Origin of the sequence: Allosphingosinicella indica, assembly GCF_900177405.1 — a bacterium.
Lineage (GTDB): Bacteria > Pseudomonadota > Alphaproteobacteria > Sphingomonadales > Sphingomonadaceae > Allosphingosinicella > Allosphingosinicella indica.
In genome coordinates, this window is record NZ_LT840185.1 from 2,117,159 (window position 1) to 2,136,393 (window position 19,235).

Below are 19,235 nucleotides of genomic sequence, written 5' to 3' on the forward strand. Positions count from 1 at the left end.
ATATTCCGACGATGCTGATCGTCGCGGCGGCGATGGTGGATACCGAAGATCGGGTGCTGCTCCAGCGCCGTCCCGAGGGAAAACCCATGGCCGGGCTCTGGGAATTTCCCGGCGGCAAGGTCGATCCGGGCGAGCTTCCGGAAGCCGCGCTAGCCCGCGAACTCGACGAGGAATTGGGGATCGCCGTCGATCCTGCCGCATTGTCACCTGCCACTTTCGCAAGCGCGCGCGTCGGCGGTCGCCACATGATCCTGCTGCTTTACATCCTGCGCGAATGGCGGGGCGAACCCGTAGCACTGCACGCGAGCGATCTCGACTGGGTGCGCCCCGGCGAAATGCAGGCGCTCGCCATGCCGCCGGCCGATCTCCCGCTCATCCCTTTGCTCGACGCCTTGCTTCAGGCGTCGCGCGACCAAGCGGAGAGGTAGACGATCTCGAACCGTTCGGCGGTCTTTCCGTCGGCATCCGCGTGGGCCGCGAACGCGGCGTTCGCCGCCGCATAGTCCGCGCGGGTGACAGGGCGTTGCGCTCCCGCAGGCAGCAGGTTCGTCCCGCCCATGGCGCGCAGGTCCGCAACGAGCGCCGCGAGTCCGGGATAGCGCACGTCGACGCCGCCCACGTCGGCGACCGGGAGCACGAAGCCGGCGCGCGCCAGAAGATCGCCCGCCGCGCGGACGTCGATCTGTGGATGAATGCGCGGCACAGCGCCGCCCATCACGGCGTCGCCCGCCAGCATTGCGGCCTTGAGGCGCGGCAGGCTGCCCGCGCCGGCGAAGGCGCCAAGAAACAGACCGCCGGGCCGCAGCGCGCGCCGGATCAGCACCAGGGCGCCGGGAAGGTCGTTGACGGTGTCGAGCAGCCCGGTCGAGATCACCAAATCGAAGCTGGCGTCGGCGACGGCCAGGCGGTCTTCATCGCACTGCACGCCCCCCGCCGTGTTCGCGAAGCGGAAGCCGGGGTCTGCGGCCGTCACCGCCAGGCCCTGCGCGCGCAGCGCCGCGACGAGTTGGGGATCGGCGCCCAGCACCAGCGCGTCGGTGAAATCGCGCTTCACGTCCTCCAGCCGGCCGAGCATTTCCTCGCCAGCGAGCCGGTGGAGATAGTCGGCACCGGCAAACAAGGGCGCGGCCCGGTCGCGGCGTAGGCGGCGGAGATGGCGGTCAAAAGGCGTGTCGGCGGACATTGCGGGGCTTGTGCCGATCCCCCGCCCGGCGGACAAGAGCAGGATGCGCATGCTCGCCGCACCTGTCCGGATCACTGCGCGCGGAATGCTCGATTTCGCGTTGCTGCCACGCTGCCCGGGCTGCGGCGCGGTGGTGGAGGACGATCACCGTTTCTGTCTCGGCTGCTGGCAATCGCTCGAATGGCTGGGCGAGCCGTGCTGCGATCGCTGTGCATTGCCCTTCGCTTATGCATCGGACGGCGAATGTGCGGGCTGCATGGCGCATCCGCCGCGCTTCGACCGGTTGCGCGCCGCCGTCGCCTATGGCGATGTCGCGCGCGCGGTCGCGCTGAAGTTGAAATATGGCCGACGTCCGGGCGTCGCGGCGACGATGGCGCAGTTCATGGCGCGGCATCTGGCGGCGATGGACCCGGAAGCGCTGCTCGTGCCTGTCCCGCTGCACCGCTGGCGGATCTGGCGGCGCGGCTACAACCAGTCGGCGCTGATCGCTGCGGCGCTCGCTCGGCGCACCGGGCGCAATGACGACAACTGCCTCCTCGAACGCATTCGCGCGACGCCGCCGCTGCAGGGCATGGGCCGACGGCAGCGCGCCGATACGGTGCGCGGCGTGTTCCGCGTGCCGCCCGCGCGCAAGGCCGATGTCAAAGGCCGCGCGATCATGCTCATCGACGATGTTGCTACGACCGGTGCGACGGCGAGCGCCTGCGCCAAGGCGTTGAAGCGCGCGGGCGCAGCGCATGTCTCGGTGCTGTGCTGGGCGCGCGTCGTCTGAGCCCGGCGTTGACAAGGGCATCGCCAGCAATCACCTCGGCGGGGAAGGGAGCCGATCCGTGGCCAAGGTCGAAATCTACACCAAATTCTTCTGCCCCTATTGCTCGCGGGCCAAGGAGCTGCTCAGCCGCAAGGACGTGGCTTTCGAGGAATATGAGATTACCGGCGATGGTGAGAAGCGCCAGGAGATGATCCAGCGTGCCGGTGGCCGGACGACCGTGCCGCAGATTTTCATCGGGGATCGGCACATCGGCGGATCCGACGATCTCGCCGCGCTGGACCGCGAGGGCGGGCTCGATCCATTGCTCGGCGCCTGATGCGCATCGCCATCCACCAGTCGCGCACCGGCATCGATCCGGAGGCTAACGCCGCCGCATTGGTCGCGGCCGTGCGCGAGGCTGCGGCGGGTGGCGCCAAGATGCTGTTCACGCCGGAGATGAGCGGCATTCTGGATCAGGACCGCCAGCGCGCGACGCCGCAGCTTCGGAGAGAAGCCGACGATCCGGTCCTCGCAGCGGTGCGCGAAGCCGCTGCCGATGCCGGGATCTGGGTGCACATTGGATCGCTGGCGCTCGCCGGCGAGCGCGATGACGGGCGTTTGGTCAACCGCGGTTTCGTGATCGACGACAGCGGCGCGATCCGTGCACGCTATGACAAGATGCATCTCTTCGACGTCGATCTGGCGACCGGCGAGAGTTGGCGCGAATCTGCCGTTTATGCGGGTGGGGAGGGGCCGGTCGTGGTCGAAACGCCTGCCGGGCCGCTCGGCCTGTCGATCTGCTACGATCTGCGCTTTCCGGACCTTTATCGCACCCTCACCGATGCCGGCGCGACGATCCTGTCCGTACCCGCGGCTTTCACCGTGCCGACGGGCAAGGCGCATTGGCACGTCCTGCTCCGCGCACGTGCGATCGAGGCCGGGGTGTTCGTCGTAGCAGCCGCTCAGTCGGGGCGGCACGAGGACGGGCGCGAGACCTTCGGCCATTCGCTCGTCGTCGATCCTTGGGGCGAGGTGATCCTCGACATGGGCGACGACACGGGCGTCGGTTTCGCCGATGTGGATCCATCCGCGGTCGAAGCAGTGCGTGCACGCGTCCCCGCGATCCGCCACCGTCGCGCGATCCCTGCGCCGCTCCATATATGATCGTCTTCGATCTGCGCTGCGATCCGGCTGGGCACGTCTTCGAGGCGTGGTTCGGATCGAGCGCGGATTATGAGAGCCAGCGTGTCCGCGGCCTTGTCGATTGCCCGCTTTGCGGTTCCGCCACGGTGGAGAAAGCTGTCATGGCGCCGCGCATCGGCGGCAGCGCCGATACGGTCGATGCCAAGGCGCTGATGGCGGCCCTTGCCACCGCGCAGCGCGAGATGCTCGCCAAGTCCGAATATGTCGGTCCCCGTTTCAGCGACGAGGCGCGCGCCATCCATTTGGGCGACGCGGAGGCGCGCTCGATCCACGGCCAGGCGACGCGGGCCGAAGCGGAAAGTCTGCGCGCCGAGGGCATCGGGGTTGCGCCGCTGCCCTTTCCCGTACCGCCGCCCGGCAGCGAGAATTGACCGCATCGCGCGCTCGCCGTAACCCCGCTTCGGCGGCCCCGTAGCTCAGCAGGATAGAGCAACTGATTCCTAATCAGTAGGCCACAGGTTCGAATCCTGTCGGGGTCACCAAATAAAGCGTGTCGTCTGCGCCTCGACACCAGGCTAATCCGCACATTCGCCGCAATAATCGCGCCTTTCGTGGAACATGCGGTTGCCTTTGACGTTGCGGCTTTGGATATCCGAAAGCCCAGCGCGACAAAGGGAGACAATAATATGCTGCGGAATATGACCGTTCTGGCCACTGCGGCGGCGATGGCCGTCACGCCGGTTGTTGCGCACGCCAGTGCCGCTCAGGCGCTGAGCCCGTCGGCTCGCGCCGGCGCGACCGTGAGCGACGAGAACAATCTTGAAGGCACCGGCCTCTACATCGTCGGCGCGATCGCGCTTGGCCTGCTGATCTGGGGCATCATCGAGATTGCCGACAACGACGACGATCTGCCGACCAGCCCGTAATACGGCTGCACAAGCATTTTGGATCGGCCCCGGCGGAGACGCCGGGGCCTTTTTCGTTTCGGCCTTCGCCAAACGCAACGCCGCGTGTATCGCGGGCGCGAGCGAGGAGCGATATGAGCGACACACCCGAAGACGGCGATCTGGTCGAAGGGACGGGCGGCAAGCCGCCGGTGCCCGAGCATGTCCGCGAGGCCGTGCAGACGCTGATCCGTTGGGCGGGCGACGATCCCGCGCGCGAGGGGTTGCTCGATACCCCCGATCGCGTCGCCCGCGCCTGGCGTGAATATGCGCAAGGCTATGGCGAGGATCCCGCGATCCACCTCAGCCGCACGTTCGACGAGGTCGGCGGCTATGACGAAATCGTGCTGCTGAAGGACATTCCCTTCCAGTCACATTGCGAGCATCACCTGGCGCCGATCATCGGCAAGGCGGCGATTGCCTATCTGCCGGGCGATCGGGTCGTGGGCATCTCTAAGCTAGCGCGCGTGCTCCACGGCTTCGCCCGCCGCCTCCAGGTGCAGGAGCGTCTGACCGCACAGGTCGCCGATTGCATCTGGGAGCATCTCCAGCCGCAGGGAGTCGCGGTGGTGATCGAGGCGAGCCACGCCTGCATGACCGCGCGCGGCGTCCGCACCCCCGGCGTGATGATGACGACCAGCCGGATGATGGGCGTCTTCCGCGAGGACGAGCGGAGCCGCCGCGAAGTACTGGCGCTGATGGGCTACTGATGGCCCCGCATCGGTGCCGTTGGTGATGGTCCCGGCACCCGCAGCGATCACGCTCCCTGTCGCGCTGCGACATCCCGGGAAGCGACCCGATCGGACTGGCCGAGCTTCTTGGCCAGCCCGGCATCTCGGCCATAAGGGTCTTCGTAGCTGACCAACTTGCCGTCGGCGCCCGCCTCTGCGGTAAAATAAACGAGATAGACCGGGCGGGCGCGGCCCAGCGCCACGGTGCGCGTCGTGGCACCCGCGAGCGCGCTTTCTAGCGCGCGGCCGTCGCCACTGTCGAGCGCGACCAGCTCCTCGGCCAGCTTGTCGATATCCTTGACACGGATGCAGCCGTGGCTGAGCGCGCGCGATTCCTTGGCGAACAGCGCCTTCGCAGGCGTGTCATGCAGGTAGATCGCGTGCGGGTTGGGCATGTCGATCTTGACCTTGCCGAGCGCGTTGGACGGCCCCGGCTTCTGGCGGATCGACTTGCCGGAGACGACATAGCCCTTTGCCGCGCTCGGCGTCAGCGTCCTGGCGATGCTCTGCGGCACGTTCCACCACGGGTTCACCACCACCGATTGCGCGGCGACGGCGATCTGCGGCGTCGGCGTCGATCGCGCACCGACCACCACCGTATAGGTGGAGACCGGCCGCCCATCGTCGACCACCGCGAGCGTGTAGCTCGGCACGTTGACGTAGATATGGTCGCTGCCAAGGTTGCGCGGCATCCAGCGCCAGCGCTCCATGTTCACGCGGACCCGGTCGCGCATCGCGGTATCGCCCTCGGGCGTCGTCGCATAAGCGGCGCGGAGCGCGGCATAGCGCGCGTCGGTGGGGAGCTGGTCGCGCAGCCAGCCGCGGACGCGTCCGGCGGCAAGCGCGGCGCGCAGGCCGTTGGCGAGCAGCGCCGGATCGGCGTCGGGGCGCTCGATATGCCAATCCTGCCGTCCGCGCGCATCGATGCGGCCGTGGAGATAGTCGCCGGCCAGCGTCAGCGCGAGCGCAGTCGCGGCGCGGTCGATCTCTGCCGTGTCGCCGCGCGCGGAAGCCATCGAGAGCGATGCAAGATCATAAGCAGTGGGGTCGAGACCCTCACGCGCCGAGGCGAGCGCCTCCGCCTGCAGATCGGCGATCGCTGCGGGCGACCAGAGCGTGTTTGTGCGCGGCGTTTCGACGATCGCGGCGGCAGGCGTGCTGCCGATCGCGGGCACGGGCGCCGCCACGGTGGCGACGGTGAGGAGGCTGAGAGCCGCGGAAGCGACACCGGCCGCAAGTTTGGCTGCGCTGACACGCATCGTTCGAAATCCTTTGTTTGGGTCCGCCGGCCGGATTTTCTGTCCGGCCTTTGCGGGGGTCGCGCCGGATTTCGTGTCCGTCGCGGTGATCCTCTCTCTAATTCCGCGTCGCATGGAAGCAGCCGCGATGAGACGGAGGCGATGAAGCCGGCGACCGGGGCGGCGCTGTCACGACGCGCTGCGGCCTTCGTCGCGCCGCATGCCGCGTTCATCCCGATTTGCGCGGGCCGCGCGCCGCTCTAGTCTTCGGCCGGCGAGTCGAGGGGACGGAAATGGCGACGAAGACGGGCGAGCGGACGCCGATCACGCGCGTGGTTGGGGCCAGCCTCATCGGCACGACGATCGAATGGTATGATTTCTTCCTCTACGGCTCGGCCGCGGCGCTGGTGTTCAACCGGCTGTTCTTCCCCGATTACGATCCGCTGACCGGCACTCTGCTCGCCTTCGCCACTTATGCGCTGGGCTTCGTCGCGCGGCCGGTCGGCGGCATCGTCTTCGGCCATTATGGCGATCGCATCGGCCGCAAGCGGCTGCTGATGCTGAGCCTCGTGCTGATGGGCGTCGCGACCGTGCTCATCGGCCTGCTGCCGACCTATGCGCAGATCGGCATTTGGGCGCCCCTCGCGCTGATCCTCCTCCGTCTCGTCCAAGGCTTCGCGGTCGGCGGCGAGTGGGGCGGGGCGGTGCTGATGGCCGCCGAACACGGCGATGCCGCGCGCCGCGGCTTCTGGGCGAGCTGGCCGCAGGCGGGCGTCGCCGCGGGCAACTTGCTCGCCGCCGGCATCCTCGCGTTGATGGCGGCGATCCAGGACGAGGCCGATTTCCTCGCCTGGGGCTGGCGCATACCGTTCCTGTTGTCGGCCGCGCTGGTGGTCGTCGGCTGGTATATCCGCAACCGCGTCAGCGAGAGCGCAACCTTCGAGGACGCGCTCGCCGAGGCGGAGGCGCCGCCCAAGCTCCCGGCGATGGACGTGATCCGCGAGCGGCCCCGCGCCGTGCTGTTCGGCGCCGGCATCCGCTGGGGCGAGAATATCTCCTATTACATCCTCACCGTCTTCTCGCTGACCTTCCTCGTCGATGTCGCGGCGGAGAGCCGAAGCCTGGCGCTCAATGCGCTGCTGATCGGCGCGGCGGTGCAGTTCTTCGCGATCCCCGCCTTCGCGGCATTGTCGGACAGGATCGGCCGCAAGCCGGTCTATGCGTTCGGCGGGCTCGGTCTCGCCGCGTGGAGCTTCGCCTTCTTCCCGCTGCTGGCGAGCGGGAACGACGGCTACGTCATCCTCGCCATCGTCGTCGGGCTGGTGCTTCACGGCGCAATGTACGGCCCGCAGGCGGCATTCATTGCCGAGCTGTTTCCGACGCGCATCCGCTATTCGGGCGTCTCGATCGCCTATCAGCTCACTTCGATCCTCGCCGGATCACTGGCGCCGATTATCGCGCTCTGGCTCTATCGCGAGACGGGGTCGGCGCTGCCGGTCGCCATCTATGTCGGCGTGAGCTGCGCGATCAGCGGGATCACCGCTCTGCTGGCGCGAGAGACCAAGGGGATCGAGCTCGCCGCGATCCGCTGATATGAAAAAGAACCTTGGCCCGGGGGCCAAGGCTCAGTGTCACCGCATAGGGAGCTAGGGAGTTTCCAGGCGGTGCGTGTCCGGTCGCTTATTGCGAGTTGGTGAGATTGGCGTCGGCGCTGAGGTTCGCGTCGGCGGCGGCATTGGTATCGACCGCATTGAGATCAGGCACCGTCGCGTTGACGTCGGTCAGCGCCGGATCGGTCAGCGCCGGATCGGTGAGATTGTCCTCGGGCACCAGCACTTCGTCGGTGGCGTTGAGCGTATCGAGCTCGTTGGTGGTCGCCGGTTCGGTGCCGCCGCACGCGGCGAGGAGGAGAAGGCTGGCGCCGGCGAGGGCGGTGGCTGCGGTTTTCATCGATCAAATCCCCTGTTGGACGCGCGCGGAAATGGACGCGCGAAGGGGGCAAGACATACGCCGAGGGCCTGCCGCATCAATGGCCGATGCGGTGCGGGGCGATATTTGGTGATTTTCGCCCGCGCAATTCGGACGACGAGCATTTTCTTGCGCCAACGAGCCCCCAAGCGGCCGATCGTGCCACGATCCTCCGCGCCATCGAGGCGTGCGCGCAAGAAAAAGGCCGCCGGCGCAAACCGGCGGCCTGATTCTGGCCTTGGAAAGAGCGTCGGGCGATCAGCCTTCCGCTTTCTCCTCTTCGCCTTCGCCGGCTTCGCCCGCGTCGGCGGCCGGAGCCTCATCGCTGGCGATCGTGCCGGGCTCGGCGTTGGCGTCATAGTCTTCGGTGAAGCTCGCGGTGTCCTTTTCGAACATCTCGGCCATCACGTCCTTGCCCTGCGCCTGCAGCTCGGCCTCTTCGGGCGAGCGGGCGATGTTGACGCTGATCGTCACCGACACCTCGGGGTGCAGCGAGACCTTCACGTCATGGACGCCGATCGCCTTGATCGGGCGGTCGAGGACGATCTGGTTCTTGGCGATCTTCTGGCCGTCGGCTTCCAGCGCCTCGGCGAGGTCGCGGGCGGAGACCGATCCGTAGAGCTGGCCGGTGTTGGACGCTTGGCGGATGAGCTGAATCTTCAGCCCGTCGACCTTCTTGGCGTCCTTTTCGGCTTCGCTGCGGCGCTCGGCATTCTGCGATTCGATCTTCTCGCGATTCGCCTCGAAGACCTTGCGGTTCGATTCGTTCGCGCGAAGCGCCTTGCCGCGGGGGAGGAGGAAGTTGCGGGCATAGCCGTTCTTCACCTTCACCACGTCGCCGATGTGGCCGAGCTTCTCGATCCTTTCGAGCAGGATGATTTCCATGACGTCTGCTCCTTACTTCACGACGTAGGGGAGAAGGCCGAGGTGGCGGGCGCGCTTGATCGCCTGCGCCAGCTCGCGCTGCTTCTTGGCCGATACGGCGGTGATGCGCGACGGCACGATCTTGCCGCGCTCGGACACGAAGCCCTGGAGGAGGCGCACGTCCTTATAGTCGATGCGGGGAGCGTCCTTGCCGGAGAAAGGGCAGCTCTTGCGGCGGCGGAAAAATGGGCGGGCCATGTCTCGTCCTTATCCTTCGTTCTCGTCACGGCCGCGATCGCCGCGCGGGCCACGGCGGTCGCCGCGATCCCCACGGTCGCCGCGGTCACCACGGTCCCGGTCGCGTTCGCCACGGCGCATCATCGCGGACGGGCCCTGCTCGTGGGCGTCGACGCGGATGGTCATGTAGCGGATGACGTCTTCGTTGATCTGGGTCTGGCGCTCTAGCTCCGCGACGACGGGCGCCGGCGCATCGAAATCGAGCGCGACATAGTGCGCCTTGCGATTCTTCGAGATGCGATAGGCGAGATTGCGAAGACCCCAGGTTTCGGTGCGGACGACCTTGCCGCCCTGGTCTTCGACGATCTTGGTGGCGGTTTCCGCCAGCGCGTCGACCTGGGCTTGTGCCAGATCCTGACGCGCGAGAAACACATGCTCGTAGAGCGGCATGTTCGCGTCCTTCATGTTGGCCGATCGCTGACGCCGCCCGATGCGAACGCCCCTCCGGCTGTCGTCTCAAATGCTAAACCGAGGCGCAAAGGATGAACCTTCGCCCCGGACGCGCGTGCCTTTGACGGAAAGAGGCGCGAAAAGCAAGGGGCGCTAGCCCGCCAAGCCATCCCGGGCCAACGACCGCGCATATCGTCGCGGCGCCCCATTCATTCCCGAAACCGTTGCGTCGTGAGGGTTTTTATGCGTGAATTATTGAATGAGGTCTGTGAAAAAATTGGGCTGTCATCTTGCTAGCCAGCGCCGCGCTGGCCTGCACGCCTCAATCTTCAGATTGTCCTGATTTTTGGAGCGACGCTGGCAAAGGTATGTCGACGCATTTTGCCGACCTCCGTGAGGTCTCCGCTCCTCGAGTGGAAACGAGGCTGATCGCCGAAATCGATAAATGCTACGCGCATAGTGGTTCGACGCGTTCGCTAAGCTTTTACGAAGAGTGGGCGGACAGCGAGGGCAACCGATACCTGACTTTCGACATCGAGGGCGTGGAGGATGTAGCGTTCGTGGCGGTAGTCGACCTTCGCAGTCGAATTACCAAGGTCGGCTTGATGAGCACAAATTGGTCAGCACAATAGGGTTCAAATAGGCTTTAAGGTCATTGACGATCCTCCTCCCGCGAGCAGCCGCATACGCAACAGCAAGGGATGCCTCAGCCGTGAAATGGGCAAGTGGCTGTCACCCGGATTTCGGCTAGAGCGCCATTATGCGGCTGAGAACCTATCTGGCTATCGCTCTACTGGCATTTCTCGTCGCTACCATAGGCGCGGAAACATTTGCTGGATTGGCGATCGGCGCCAATTCTCCGACCGAAGCTCTGCGCCGGCTATCGGAATGGGAGCCGGTCGAACTGGTTGGCATGGCCTATATGTTCACGCCCTTCCTCGCGATTTCTCTGATTTGCGCGAAGACTGGCGAGATAACATCGGGCCATCAAGCCAGAGCCATATTCGCTGTGGCCATGCTTGCGCTCACCGGCCTTTACGCGGTCGGATATTGGGGCGCGCAAGAGGCCATGAATGAAGAGAAATGGACAGCCGCAGCGTTGGGCGTTGGCTTCCTGCCAGTGATTTTCGGGGCGCCTGTGATGCTGTTCAGCCTTTTGGCCGCTATGCTGGCGGTCAAGTTTGATCGCACTGTTCGTTCCGAGGGTAGACATGAGAGTTAGGTCAAGATGTCCACCGGCAGAGACACTCGTCACGGTCAGGTGCCTAACAAGCCGATGATTGTGTTTCGCGTGATCCTCACCATTGCGGGCGCTGCCGCCGCAATCCCTTACTTGGGCTTTGCGATGTTTATCGCATTCGCGCAGATCGCGGGCGACTGCTTTCCGGAAACGAACGCGTCATGCCCCACCGATGCCGAGCGCACTTTCAGTGCTTTGGCGGTGACCGCCATTGCCGCGCTGATCTTCGGCGGCCTCTGTTTTCTTTGGTTCAAGCTGTACAAATGGCTCGCTCGGCGGGGCGGCGGAGCGGCACCGCGGCGGAGAGACACCGGAAGTGGTGGGCGCGTGTAAGGTTGCGCGATCGCGGCTGGGGAGGCGCGAATGACCAAAGGCATCTGCAATCTCATGGTCTTTGCGCTGCTTCTGGCGGGATGCCGGGAGCAGAGTGCCGAACAGTTCGTTGCCAAACCCGCGCCGGTTCGATTCGCCCAGGCCGAGGCCTCCCCGCTCGAACACGGCGAACGCCTGGCCTATGTGCTCGGCTGCATCGGCTGTCATGGCGAGGATCTCGCCGGGCAGGATTGGAGCGAGCCGGGTTTCGCCCGATTGTGGACCGCGAATCTCACGCGGGCCGTGCCGCGCTATACCGACGATCAGCTTGCCAAAGTCATCGCCAGCGGGGCGCACCCGGACGGCACCCCGCTGTGGGAAATGCCCTCGCACCTGTTCACCGCGTTGGCACCTGAGGATATGGCCGCGCTGATCCTGTTCCTGCGCAGCCGCCCACCCACTGGTGTCGCGCATCCAGCCCCGCGCCTCGATGAAGGCGCCCGCCGCGAAATCGCGGCCGGCCTGTGGAAATCCTCGCGCGATCGGGTCCGCGAGGAAGGCGCGCTATCCCCGCCAGACGCCGGGGCAGGTCATGCGCTCGGCCGTCATATCGTGCGAGCGACCTGCGCCGAATGCCATGGCATGGACCTGCGTGGCGGTGAGCCTCATCCCGGCGCGGCGGCGCGGCCCGATCTGCGCATGGTTGCGGGCTACGAACGTGAGGATTTCCGGCATCTGCTGCGCACCGGTGTCGCAGCGGGCGGACGAGAGGTCGGGCTGATGAGCGAGGTCGCGCGCGGGCGCTACAATCATTTGACCGACGATGAGATCGATGCCGTTCACGCTTATCTTCAGGCTGTCGGATCGCAGCCCTAGCGCAGTCGAGAGCGCTGTCTCTCGGCGCCGCTCGTCATCGACGAAACGGCATCACACTGGTCGCGGCGGCACGGTCTCGAACTTGGGCGCGTCGTCGCCGATGTCGTAATAGTCGGCTTTCTCGTCCGTATAGACGTGGACCGCTATCTTGATGCCCGTCGGCGTATCGAAGGCGCCCATCGCAACGCCGATCCAGTCCCGCTCGATCGGGTCCCAGAAGAGCGACGACCCGCACACCGCGCAGAAGCCGCGTCGCACCTTGGGCGATGACTGGAACCAGGTGATCTTGTCGTCGCCCCGCACCGTCAGCGCCGTCTTCGGCACGTCCGCGGAGACGAAATAATGGCCCGAATGCTTACGGCAGGCGGTGCAATGGCAGCCGTCCGGCGCGTGCAGCGGCTCCGCGACGCTGAACGTCACCGCGCCGCACAGGCATGATCCTTCGAGCACCGCGTCTTCTCCCCGTCACAGACGCTACCCTTCCGGTGCCGCAATCCGCAAGCGCGCGGGATTGTTGGATACATGTAGGATCGCCTCTGTCAGGCTCGCGCGCGACTCGGCTGCAGTGAGGCTTGTCTGCTCCCGCCCTACGGCCGCAAACCATGCGCGTCAGTGCATTGGGACCTTTCGCCCGATCGGAGGCCGCCCGGCTTGCCTATCCGGGCGGCGCTGGCCTACCAGCCCGCGCGAACAGGAGGACGTCCGATGCGCGCATTCATCTTTCCGGGGCAGGGCAGCCAGGCGGTCGGCATGGGCAAGGCGCTCGCCGAAGCGAGCGGCACGGCGCGGGACGTTTTCGCCGAGGTCGACGACGCGCTGGGCCAGCATCTCGCCCAGCTTATGGCGGAAGGCCCGGCGGACGAACTGACGCTGACCGAAAATGCGCAGCCGGCGATCATGGCCAATGCGCTTGCGACGCTGCGCGCTTCGGGCATCGACCTCGCCGCCAAGGCCGATTTCGTCGCCGGCCACAGCCTCGGCGAATATTCGGCGCTCTGCGCGGCGGGCGGGCTCGATCTCGCTACCACGGCATGGCTCCTCAAGCTGCGTGGGCAGGCGATGCAGGCGGCGGTGCCGGTGGGCGTGGGCGCGATGGCCGCGTTGCTTGGCGCCGACGTTGGCCTCGCGCAAAAGATCGCCGATGCGGCGGCGGAGGGCGAGGTCTGCACCGTCGCCAACGACAACGACCCGAGCCAGGTCGTCATCTCCGGCCACAAGGGCGCGATCGACCGCGCGGTCGCGCTCGCCAAGGATATGGGCGCCAAGCGCGCCGTGCTGCTGCCCGTCTCAGCACCGTTCCACTGCCCGCTGATGCAGCCCGCAGCGGACCGCATGGCGCAGGCCTTGGCGGATGCTCGGATCGCGGCACCTGCGGTTCCGCTCTACGCCAACGTCACCGCCGCGCCGGTCCGCGATCCAACCGAAATCCGCGGCCTGCTGGTCGATCAGGTCACCGGCATGGTCCGCTGGCGCGAAAGCGTTTCCGCGATGTGGGATGCGGGCGTTACCGATTTCGTCGAGTTCGGCGGCAAGGTGCTCGGCCCGATGGTAAAACGCATCGCCCCCGACGCGACCGTCACCAGCGTCGTCACGATGGACGACATCGAAGCGCTGGTGAAGGAAATCTAGCCGTCACGACGGCCGTATCAGCGGCGCGCAGTCCGCTTGGACCCCAGCCTTTGCTGGAATGACGGGAGAGAAGAATGTTCGACCTTAGCGGAATGACCGCCCTCGTGACCGGTGCGTCTGGCGGGATCGGTTCGGCGATCGCGAAGGCGTTGGCGGGGCAGGGGGCACGGCTGGCTGTGTCCGGCTCCAATGGAGCCAAACTGGAGGCGTTCCGCGCCGAGCTCGGCCGCGATCATGTCGCGCTCGCCTGCAACCTCTCCGACGGTGCCGCGGTGGATGCGCTGGTGCCGCAGGCGGTTGAGGCGCTGGGGACGCTCGATATCCTCGTCAACAATGCCGGCGTGACGCGCGACAATCTTGCCATGCGGATGAAGGACGAGGAGTGGGATCAAGTGATCCGCGTCAATCTGGAGGCTGCGTTCCGGCTCGCGCGCGCTGCCACCCGGCCGATGATGAAGGCACGGTTCGGCCGGATCGTTTCGATCACCTCAGTGGTCGGCACCACGGGCAATCCCGGGCAGGCGAATTACGCCGCATCCAAGGCAGGGCTCGTCGGCATGTCCAAGGCGCTGGCGCAGGAGCTTGCGAGCCGCGGTATCACCGTCAATTGCATCGCGCCCGGCTTCATCGCCTCGGCGATGACCGAGGGGCTGCCCGATGCGCAGAAGGAGGCGCTGCTCACGAAGATTCCGGCGGGCAAACTCGGCGCGGGCGAGGATATCGGCGCGGCGGCCGTCTATCTCGCCAGCCGCGAGGCCGGTTACGTCACCGGGCAGACGCTCCACGTCAACGGCGGCATGGCGATGATCTGACGGCATTTGCCGCCCTCTTGCCAGCATCAAGCGGCAAGGTTAGGGCAACGGTCAAACACCCAAAACGGGAAGGGAAGCATATGAGCGAGACCGCCGAGCGCGTTAAGAAGATCGTCGTCGAGCATCTCGGCGTCGAAGCCGAGAAGGTCACCGAGGAAGCGAGCTTCATCGACGATCTGGGTGCCGACAGCCTCGACATCGTCGAGTTGGTGATGGCGTTCGAAGAGGAATTCGGCGTCGAGATCCCCGACGATGCGGCCGAGAAGATCACGACCGTGAAGGACGCGATCGATTACATCGAGACCAACAAGGCCTGACGCATTCGGGCGATACGACGGCCCGCAGCCGGCGCCGACGGGCGCCGCCGGGACGGTTATCGAGCCGCTTGTCTGAAAACGGCTCCCCGTCCTAGGCCGGGGAGCCGTTTTGTCATGTATCACGGGAGTTTAGCTATATGCGCCGCGTAGTCGTCACCGGATTGGGGCTGGTCACGCCGCTGGGCGCCGACGTGGAGACCGCGTGGCGCAACATCCTCGCTTCGAAAAGCGGCGCGGCCCGGATCGCGCGGTTCGATGCCAGCGACTATGCCTGCAAGATCGCCTGCGAGGTGAAGCCGGCCGATCACGAATATGGCTTCGATCCCGACAAGCGCGTCGACCACAAGGTACAGCGGCAGGTCGATCCGTTCATCGTCTACGGCATCGACGCTGCGGGGCAGGCGCTCGAAGACGCCGGCCTCACCGACATGAGCGAGGAAGAGCGGCTGATGGCCGGCTGCTCGATCGGATCGGGCATCGGCGGCCTGCCGGGGATCGAGAAGGAATCGCTGGTGCTGGCCGAAAAGGGCCCGCGCCGCGTCTCGCCGCACTTCGTCCACGGCCGCCTCATCAACCTCATCTCGGGGCAGGTCTCGATCAAATATGGCCTGATGGGGCCGAACCACGCTGTCGTCACCGCCTGCTCGACCGGCGCGCATTCAATCGGCGATGCGGCGCGTATGATCCGCGACGGCGACGCCAACGTCATGCTCGCGGGCGGCGCGGAGGGCGCGATCTGCCCGATCGGCATCGCCGGCTTCGCGCAGGCGCGCGCGCTCTCGACCAATTTTAACGACACGCCCGAGAAGGCGAGCCGCCCCTATGACAAGGATCGCGACGGTTTCGTCATGGGCGAGGGCGCGGGCGTGGTGGTGCTCGAGGAATATGAGCACGCCAAGAAACGCGGCGCCAAAATCTATGCGGAAGTAATCGGCTACGGGCTTTCGGGCGATGCCTATCATGTCACCGCGCCGCATCCCGAAGGATCTGGCGCCTATCGTTCGATGGAAATGGCGATGCGCAAGTCCGGCCTTCAGCTCTCCGACATCGACTATATCAATGCGCACGGCACCTCGACCCCGCTCGGCGACGAGCTGGAGCTGGGCGCGGTCCGCAAGCTGTTCGGCAATGCGATCGGCGATCTCTCGATGTCATCGACCAAATCGGCAATCGGCCACCTTCTCGGCGGCGCGGGCGCGGTGGAAAGCATTTTCTGCATCCTCGCGATGCGCGACCAGATCGTCCCGCCGACGCTCAACCTCGACAATCCGAGCGACAATTGCGCAGGCGTCGATCTGGTGCCGCACAAGGCCAAGGAGCGACCGGTGAAGGCGGTGCTCAACAACAGCTTCGGCTTCGGCGGCACCAACGCCTCGCTGGTGATGAAGGCGGCCTGACGCATCATGCGTTGGCTGGCCGGCTTCGGCCTTCTTCTCGTCTTGGCCGCCATTGCCGCGGGCGGTGCTTTCCTGTGGAGCTGGACGGGGGCGGGGCCGGCGGACAAGCCGGTCGTCGTCGTCGTGCCGCAGGGCGCGAGCCTAACGCGCGCTGCCGATCTGCTCGAGCAGGAAGGCGCGCTCCGTTCCGCCGATCTGTTCCGGCTCCAGTCGCGACTGCTAGCAGCCGGCGGATCGATCAAGGCAGGCGAATATGAGGTTCCGGCGCGGGCCAGCGCCGCCGATATCCTCGCGCTGCTCCAGAGCGGAAAGACGGTCCAGCGCTTTGTAGTCATTCCGGAAGGCCTGCCCTCGGTGCTGGTGCAGGAGCGGCTCGCCAAGGCGCCCTATCTGACCGGCCCGGCGGCGGTGCCTGAAGAGGGATCGGTCCTGCCCGACAGCTACAGCTACTTGCGGGGCGAGACCCGCGCTGCAGTGCTGGCGCGGATGCAGACGGCGATGACCAAGGAGCTGGATCGCTTGTGGGCTGCGCGGAAGCCAGACATCGCGGTTTCCAGCAAGCAGGAAGCGGTGACGCTGGCCGCAGTGGTGGAGAAGGAGACCGCCAAGCCGTCCGAGCGGCGGATGATCGCTGGCGTCTACACCAACCGTCTCAAGCAGGGGATGAAGCTCGATGCCGATCCGACGGTGATCTATCCGATCACGAAGGGGCGGCCGCTGGGACGGCGCATCCTGCGATCCGAGCTTCAGGCGGACAATGGCTACAACACCTACGCCCGCGCTGGCCTCCCAGCCGGGCCGATCGCCAATCCGGGCCGCGAATCGATTGCGGCGGTGCTGAATCCGGAAATAACAAGCGCGCTATTCTTCGTCGCGGACGGGACCGGCGGGCATGTGTTCGCCGACACACTCGCCGAGCACAATGCCAATGTCGCCAAATGGTATGCCATCCGCCGCGCCCGCGGCGAAATGTGAGCTAGGGCTTGAGTTTGGCGGCGGCGACGTAGCCGACGCGATGATCGGCCCGGCGATATCCCCAGGCCCATTGGCCGGTAACGTCGAGAACGGCGAACTCCTCGCCGTCCGCCAGATCGCCGATCCGGTCGGTCTCGCCCGCCGAAGCCCACAAAACCGCATCCGCTCCCGCCTTTCGCCAAACGGGGCGGGCGTAATGCGGCGCGATCAACTGCCCGGCGAGCGCGATATCGGCGATATCGCTGCGATAAGCGTGAACCTTGGGATCGAGCGGGATCGATGGCCCGGAAAGCGAGAATCGCTCAGCCGTGCTGGAGGATGAACCCGCGCTCGCGGCCGGAGCGGCGGGAGTGTCCCTCCTGCTCGATATTCTGCTCGAATCCTTCAAGGAATTCCTGCCCGGTGTTGGTTTTGGCGACGAACACGTTCCTGCGGTCCGCCTCGTCGCGTACCCGACGCAGATAGCCGAGCGTCCCCAACGTATTCAAGGCGCGCGTGATAACGGGCTTCGACACGCCGAGAATGTTGGCGAGACCGCGCACGGTATGCGGGCCGGGAGTAAGGTACACCAGCAGCATGAGCGCCATCTGCCGGTTGGTGAGATCGGGCTGACCCGAGCGGACATAGCCCACCAAGGTCTGCATCCAGTTCACGAGCGCGCGGTCTGCCACGTATGTTCTCCGTTTTCGCGCCTATTGACGTTTCGGAGCTATAACCAGCCAGCGCCGGTTTCGTTTCGTTAAGGTTACGCAAAAACGGCGAAAAAGTGAGATTTCAGCTCTGCCCGTAGCGTTTTGAAAGCATCGCCCAGGCGGCGCGGAGGCCAAGCGCTTCGCCACCGCGGGGGCGGCCCGGCTTCACCACCGGACGCCAGGCGAAAGTGTCGAAATGCGCCCAGGGCGTTGTGTCGGGCACGAACCGCTGTAGGAACAAAGCGGCGAGGATCGATCCCGCGAAACCGCCCTCCGATGCATTCCCGAAATCGGCGGTGTCCGACGCGTAGAGCTCATTGTACGGCGTCCACAGCGGCAGCCGCCAGACCGGATCGCCGCTGACTTCGGAGGCGTCGAGCAGCGCCGCTGCCAGCGTCTCGTCATTGGCGAACAGCGCGGGCAGATCCGGACCGAGCGCGACGCGCGCCGCGCCGGTGAGCGTTGCGAAGTCGAGGATCATTTCGGGCTCGCCCTCCGCGGCCTTGTCGAGCGCGTCGGCGAGGACGAGGCGCCCTTCGGCGTCGGTGTTGGCGATCTCTACGGTCAGGCCCTTGCGACTGGTCAATACATCGCCCGGCCGCAGCGCAGCGCCCGAAATGGCATTTTCGGCGATGGCGAGCAGCAGATGGAGGCGAACCGGCAGGCGTTGCCGGATGATGAGATCGGCCAACGCCAGTGCATGCGCGGCGCCGCCCATGTCCTTCTTCATAAGCCGCATGCCAGATGCCGCCTTGATATCGAGTCCGCCTGTGTCGAAGGTGATGCCCTTGCCGACGATGGCGATGCGGGGATGCTTCGCATCGCCCCATTCGATTTCAACCAGCCGCGGCGCGCGATCGTCGCTCGCAGCCACCCCGACCGCGGCGATCATCGGATAGCCTTCGGCGAGTTCAGCGCCCATTGTGACCGTGATCTGCGCTTTGCTGCGATCGGCCACAGCGCGGGCGGCAGTTTCCAACTCGACAGGGCCGAGATCGCCGGCGGGCGTGTTGACGAGATCGCGGACCAGGAACGTGGCCTCGGCGATCGCCACCATCTCCGCGATGCGAGCCGGATCGTCGGAGAGGAGGACACGAGGCCCCTTGGTGGACGGCTTTTCCTTGTAGCGGTCGAATACATATTGGCCGAGCAGCCATCCTAGCGCCGCCGGCCCGGGCGATGCTTCCGCGATGCGATATGTGCCTTCGGGAAGTACTTCCGCCGCTCGCGCCAGGCACCAGGGCGTGCGTTTGCCGCAATCGGCGACGCCCGCCACCACTGACCAGTCCGCCTTGTCGCCGGGCAGGATCGCGATCTGGTGGCATTCGGCCTTGAACGCCTGCCCGTTCACGGCGCTCCGCACCCGCTCCGGCTGGGCTTTCAGCCAGGCGTCGAAGCCCGACTTGTCGACAAGCGTGATGGCGGTGGCGGTCTGGCCCTTGTCGGCCTGCAGCAGGGGAGCGAGATCGGTCATGG

Annotated in this window: 26 protein-coding genes and 1 tRNA gene; 17 read left to right on the forward strand and 10 right to left on the reverse strand. The window is 66.1% G+C overall.

What is annotated here, in order from left to right; genetic code table 11:
* Positions 1-11 precede the first annotated feature (11 nt).
* Positions 12-428: a (deoxy)nucleoside triphosphate pyrophosphohydrolase gene (locus B9N75_RS10475; protein ID WP_085219564.1), complete on the forward strand. Its 417-nt coding sequence runs from the start codon at positions 12-14 to the stop codon at positions 426-428.
* Here B9N75_RS10475 and B9N75_RS10480 read toward each other — a convergent pair.
* Positions 398-1,234 (reverse strand): methyltransferase domain-containing protein, encoded by an 837-nt coding sequence (locus B9N75_RS10480; protein WP_085218752.1) that lies wholly within the window; start codon positions 1,232-1,234, stop codon positions 398-400. The genes B9N75_RS10475 and B9N75_RS10480 overlap by 31 nt on opposite strands.
* On the opposite strand from B9N75_RS10480, the gene B9N75_RS10485 reads away from it, so the two are divergent.
* The 7 genes from B9N75_RS10485 to folE all read left to right on the forward strand — a co-directional run bounded on the left by B9N75_RS10485 (position 1,227) and on the right by folE (position 4,731).
* On the forward strand, positions 1,227-1,955 hold the full coding sequence (locus tag B9N75_RS10485; protein WP_085218753.1) for a ComF family protein: 729 nt from the start codon (positions 1,227-1,229) through the stop codon (positions 1,953-1,955). The two genes, B9N75_RS10480 and B9N75_RS10485, sit on opposite strands and share 8 nt — an antisense overlap.
* A 58-nt stretch (positions 1,956-2,013) precedes the next feature.
* The gene (gene grxC, locus B9N75_RS10490) at positions 2,014-2,271 is read left to right on the forward strand and encodes a glutaredoxin 3 (protein ID WP_085218754.1); all 258 of its coding nucleotides are present in this window, start codon (positions 2,014-2,016) and stop codon (positions 2,269-2,271) included.
* Positions 2,271-3,098 carry a carbon-nitrogen hydrolase family protein gene (locus B9N75_RS10495; protein ID WP_085218755.1) on the forward strand — a complete coding sequence of 276 codons (828 nt, stop codon included), beginning with the start codon at positions 2,271-2,273 and terminating at the stop codon, positions 3,096-3,098. The genes grxC and B9N75_RS10495 overlap by 1 nt, the downstream gene beginning before the upstream one ends.
* Entirely contained in the window at positions 3,095-3,508 is a 414-nt protein-coding gene (locus tag B9N75_RS10500; RefSeq protein WP_085218756.1) for a DUF1178 family protein, read from the forward strand. Before B9N75_RS10495 ends, B9N75_RS10500 begins: the two co-directional genes overlap by 4 nt.
* A gap of 34 nt (positions 3,509-3,542) precedes the next feature.
* A tRNA-Arg gene (locus tag B9N75_RS10505) sits at positions 3,543-3,619 on the forward strand.
* A 156-nt stretch (positions 3,620-3,775) separates the two neighbouring features.
* A complete protein-coding gene (locus tag B9N75_RS10510) occupies positions 3,776-4,003 on the forward strand; it encodes a hypothetical protein (RefSeq protein ID WP_157123796.1) in 228 nt (75 codons plus the stop codon).
* Between the two features lie 113 nt (positions 4,004-4,116).
* Positions 4,117-4,731, forward strand: a complete 615-nt coding sequence (gene folE / locus B9N75_RS10515) for a GTP cyclohydrolase I FolE (RefSeq protein WP_085218758.1) — start codon at positions 4,117-4,119, stop codon at positions 4,729-4,731.
* A gap of 47 nt (positions 4,732-4,778) precedes the next feature.
* On the opposite strand, the gene B9N75_RS10520 is transcribed toward folE, so the two are convergent.
* Complete coding sequence (locus B9N75_RS10520) at positions 4,779-6,011, reverse strand: L,D-transpeptidase family protein (RefSeq protein WP_172840870.1); 1,233 nt, start codon at positions 6,009-6,011, stop codon at positions 4,779-4,781.
* 272 nt (positions 6,012-6,283) lie between these two features.
* On the opposite strand from B9N75_RS10520, the gene B9N75_RS10525 reads away from it, so the two are divergent.
* Positions 6,284-7,582 (forward strand): MFS transporter, encoded by a 1,299-nt coding sequence (locus B9N75_RS10525; protein ID WP_085218760.1) that lies wholly within the window; start codon positions 6,284-6,286, stop codon positions 7,580-7,582.
* An 88-nt stretch (positions 7,583-7,670) separates the two neighbouring features.
* Here the strand turns inward: B9N75_RS10525 and B9N75_RS10530 are convergent, their stop codons facing one another.
* The 4 genes from B9N75_RS10530 to rpsF all read right to left on the reverse strand — a co-directional run bounded on the left by B9N75_RS10530 (position 7,671) and on the right by rpsF (position 9,509).
* Positions 7,671-7,940 carry a hypothetical protein gene (locus B9N75_RS10530; protein WP_085218761.1) on the reverse strand — a complete coding sequence of 90 codons (270 nt, stop codon included), beginning with the start codon at positions 7,938-7,940 and terminating at the stop codon, positions 7,671-7,673.
* Between the two features lie 276 nt (positions 7,941-8,216).
* A complete protein-coding gene (gene rplI / locus B9N75_RS10535; RefSeq protein WP_085218762.1) occupies positions 8,217-8,843 on the reverse strand; it encodes a 50S ribosomal protein L9 in 627 nt (208 codons plus the stop codon).
* Positions 8,844-8,855: 12 nt separating this feature from the next.
* Positions 8,856-9,080, reverse strand: a complete 225-nt coding sequence (gene rpsR / locus B9N75_RS10540; RefSeq protein WP_085218763.1) for a 30S ribosomal protein S18 — start codon at positions 9,078-9,080, stop codon at positions 8,856-8,858.
* Positions 9,081-9,089: 9 nt separating this feature from the next.
* Positions 9,090-9,509 (reverse strand): 30S ribosomal protein S6, encoded by a 420-nt coding sequence (gene rpsF / locus B9N75_RS10545; protein WP_085219566.1) that lies wholly within the window; start codon positions 9,507-9,509, stop codon positions 9,090-9,092.
* A 760-nt stretch (positions 9,510-10,269) separates the two neighbouring features.
* On the opposite strand from rpsF, the gene B9N75_RS10555 reads away from it, so the two are divergent.
* The 3 genes from B9N75_RS10555 to B9N75_RS10565 are packed head-to-tail and all read left to right on the forward strand — an operon-like array spanning position 10,270 to position 11,937.
* Positions 10,270-10,731 carry a hypothetical protein gene (locus B9N75_RS10555; RefSeq protein WP_085218765.1) on the forward strand — a complete coding sequence of 154 codons (462 nt, stop codon included), beginning with the start codon at positions 10,270-10,272 and terminating at the stop codon, positions 10,729-10,731.
* A gap of 6 nt (positions 10,732-10,737) precedes the next feature.
* Positions 10,738-11,082: a hypothetical protein gene (locus B9N75_RS10560; RefSeq protein WP_172840871.1), complete on the forward strand. Its 345-nt coding sequence runs from the start codon at positions 10,738-10,740 to the stop codon at positions 11,080-11,082.
* Between the two features lie 30 nt (positions 11,083-11,112).
* Positions 11,113-11,937, forward strand: coding sequence for a c-type cytochrome (locus B9N75_RS10565; RefSeq protein WP_085218767.1), 825 nt, complete (start codon positions 11,113-11,115; stop codon positions 11,935-11,937).
* Between the two features lie 51 nt (positions 11,938-11,988).
* Here the strand turns inward: B9N75_RS10565 and B9N75_RS10570 are convergent, their stop codons facing one another.
* Positions 11,989-12,387, reverse strand: a complete 399-nt coding sequence (locus B9N75_RS10570) for a GFA family protein (protein ID WP_085218768.1) — start codon at positions 12,385-12,387, stop codon at positions 11,989-11,991.
* A 255-nt stretch (positions 12,388-12,642) separates the two neighbouring features.
* Between B9N75_RS10570 and fabD the strand changes: the two genes are divergently transcribed.
* The 5 genes from fabD to mltG all read left to right on the forward strand — a co-directional run bounded on the left by fabD (position 12,643) and on the right by mltG (position 17,067).
* On the forward strand, positions 12,643-13,566 hold the full coding sequence (gene fabD, locus B9N75_RS10575) for an ACP S-malonyltransferase (RefSeq protein ID WP_085218769.1): 924 nt from the start codon (positions 12,643-12,645) through the stop codon (positions 13,564-13,566).
* A gap of 74 nt (positions 13,567-13,640) precedes the next feature.
* Complete coding sequence (gene fabG / locus B9N75_RS10580; protein WP_085218770.1) at positions 13,641-14,378, forward strand: 3-oxoacyl-[acyl-carrier-protein] reductase; 738 nt, start codon at positions 13,641-13,643, stop codon at positions 14,376-14,378.
* Positions 14,379-14,458: 80 nt separating this feature from the next.
* On the forward strand, positions 14,459-14,695 hold the full coding sequence (locus B9N75_RS10585) for an acyl carrier protein (RefSeq protein WP_085218771.1): 237 nt from the start codon (positions 14,459-14,461) through the stop codon (positions 14,693-14,695).
* Between the two features lie 137 nt (positions 14,696-14,832).
* On the forward strand, positions 14,833-16,092 hold the full coding sequence (gene fabF, locus B9N75_RS10590; protein ID WP_085218772.1) for a beta-ketoacyl-ACP synthase II: 1,260 nt from the start codon (positions 14,833-14,835) through the stop codon (positions 16,090-16,092).
* A 6-nt stretch (positions 16,093-16,098) separates the two neighbouring features.
* Entirely contained in the window at positions 16,099-17,067 is a 969-nt protein-coding gene (gene mltG / locus B9N75_RS10595) for an endolytic transglycosylase MltG (protein ID WP_085218773.1), read from the forward strand.
* A 1-nt stretch (position 17,068) separates the two neighbouring features.
* Here the strand turns inward: mltG and B9N75_RS10600 are convergent, their stop codons facing one another.
* The 3 genes from B9N75_RS10600 to B9N75_RS10610 all read right to left on the reverse strand — a co-directional run bounded on the left by B9N75_RS10600 (position 17,069) and on the right by B9N75_RS10610 (position 19,233).
* Positions 17,069-17,221 (reverse strand): hypothetical protein, encoded by a 153-nt coding sequence (locus B9N75_RS10600; protein ID WP_157123798.1) that lies wholly within the window; start codon positions 17,219-17,221, stop codon positions 17,069-17,071.
* A 148-nt stretch (positions 17,222-17,369) separates the two neighbouring features.
* Positions 17,370-17,711, reverse strand: a complete 342-nt coding sequence (locus tag B9N75_RS10605) for a MarR family transcriptional regulator (protein WP_085219569.1) — start codon at positions 17,709-17,711, stop codon at positions 17,370-17,372.
* A 130-nt stretch (positions 17,712-17,841) separates the two neighbouring features.
* Entirely contained in the window at positions 17,842-19,233 is a 1,392-nt protein-coding gene (locus B9N75_RS10610; protein ID WP_085218775.1) for a leucyl aminopeptidase family protein, read from the reverse strand.
* Between the last annotated feature and the right edge of the window lie 2 nt (positions 19,234-19,235).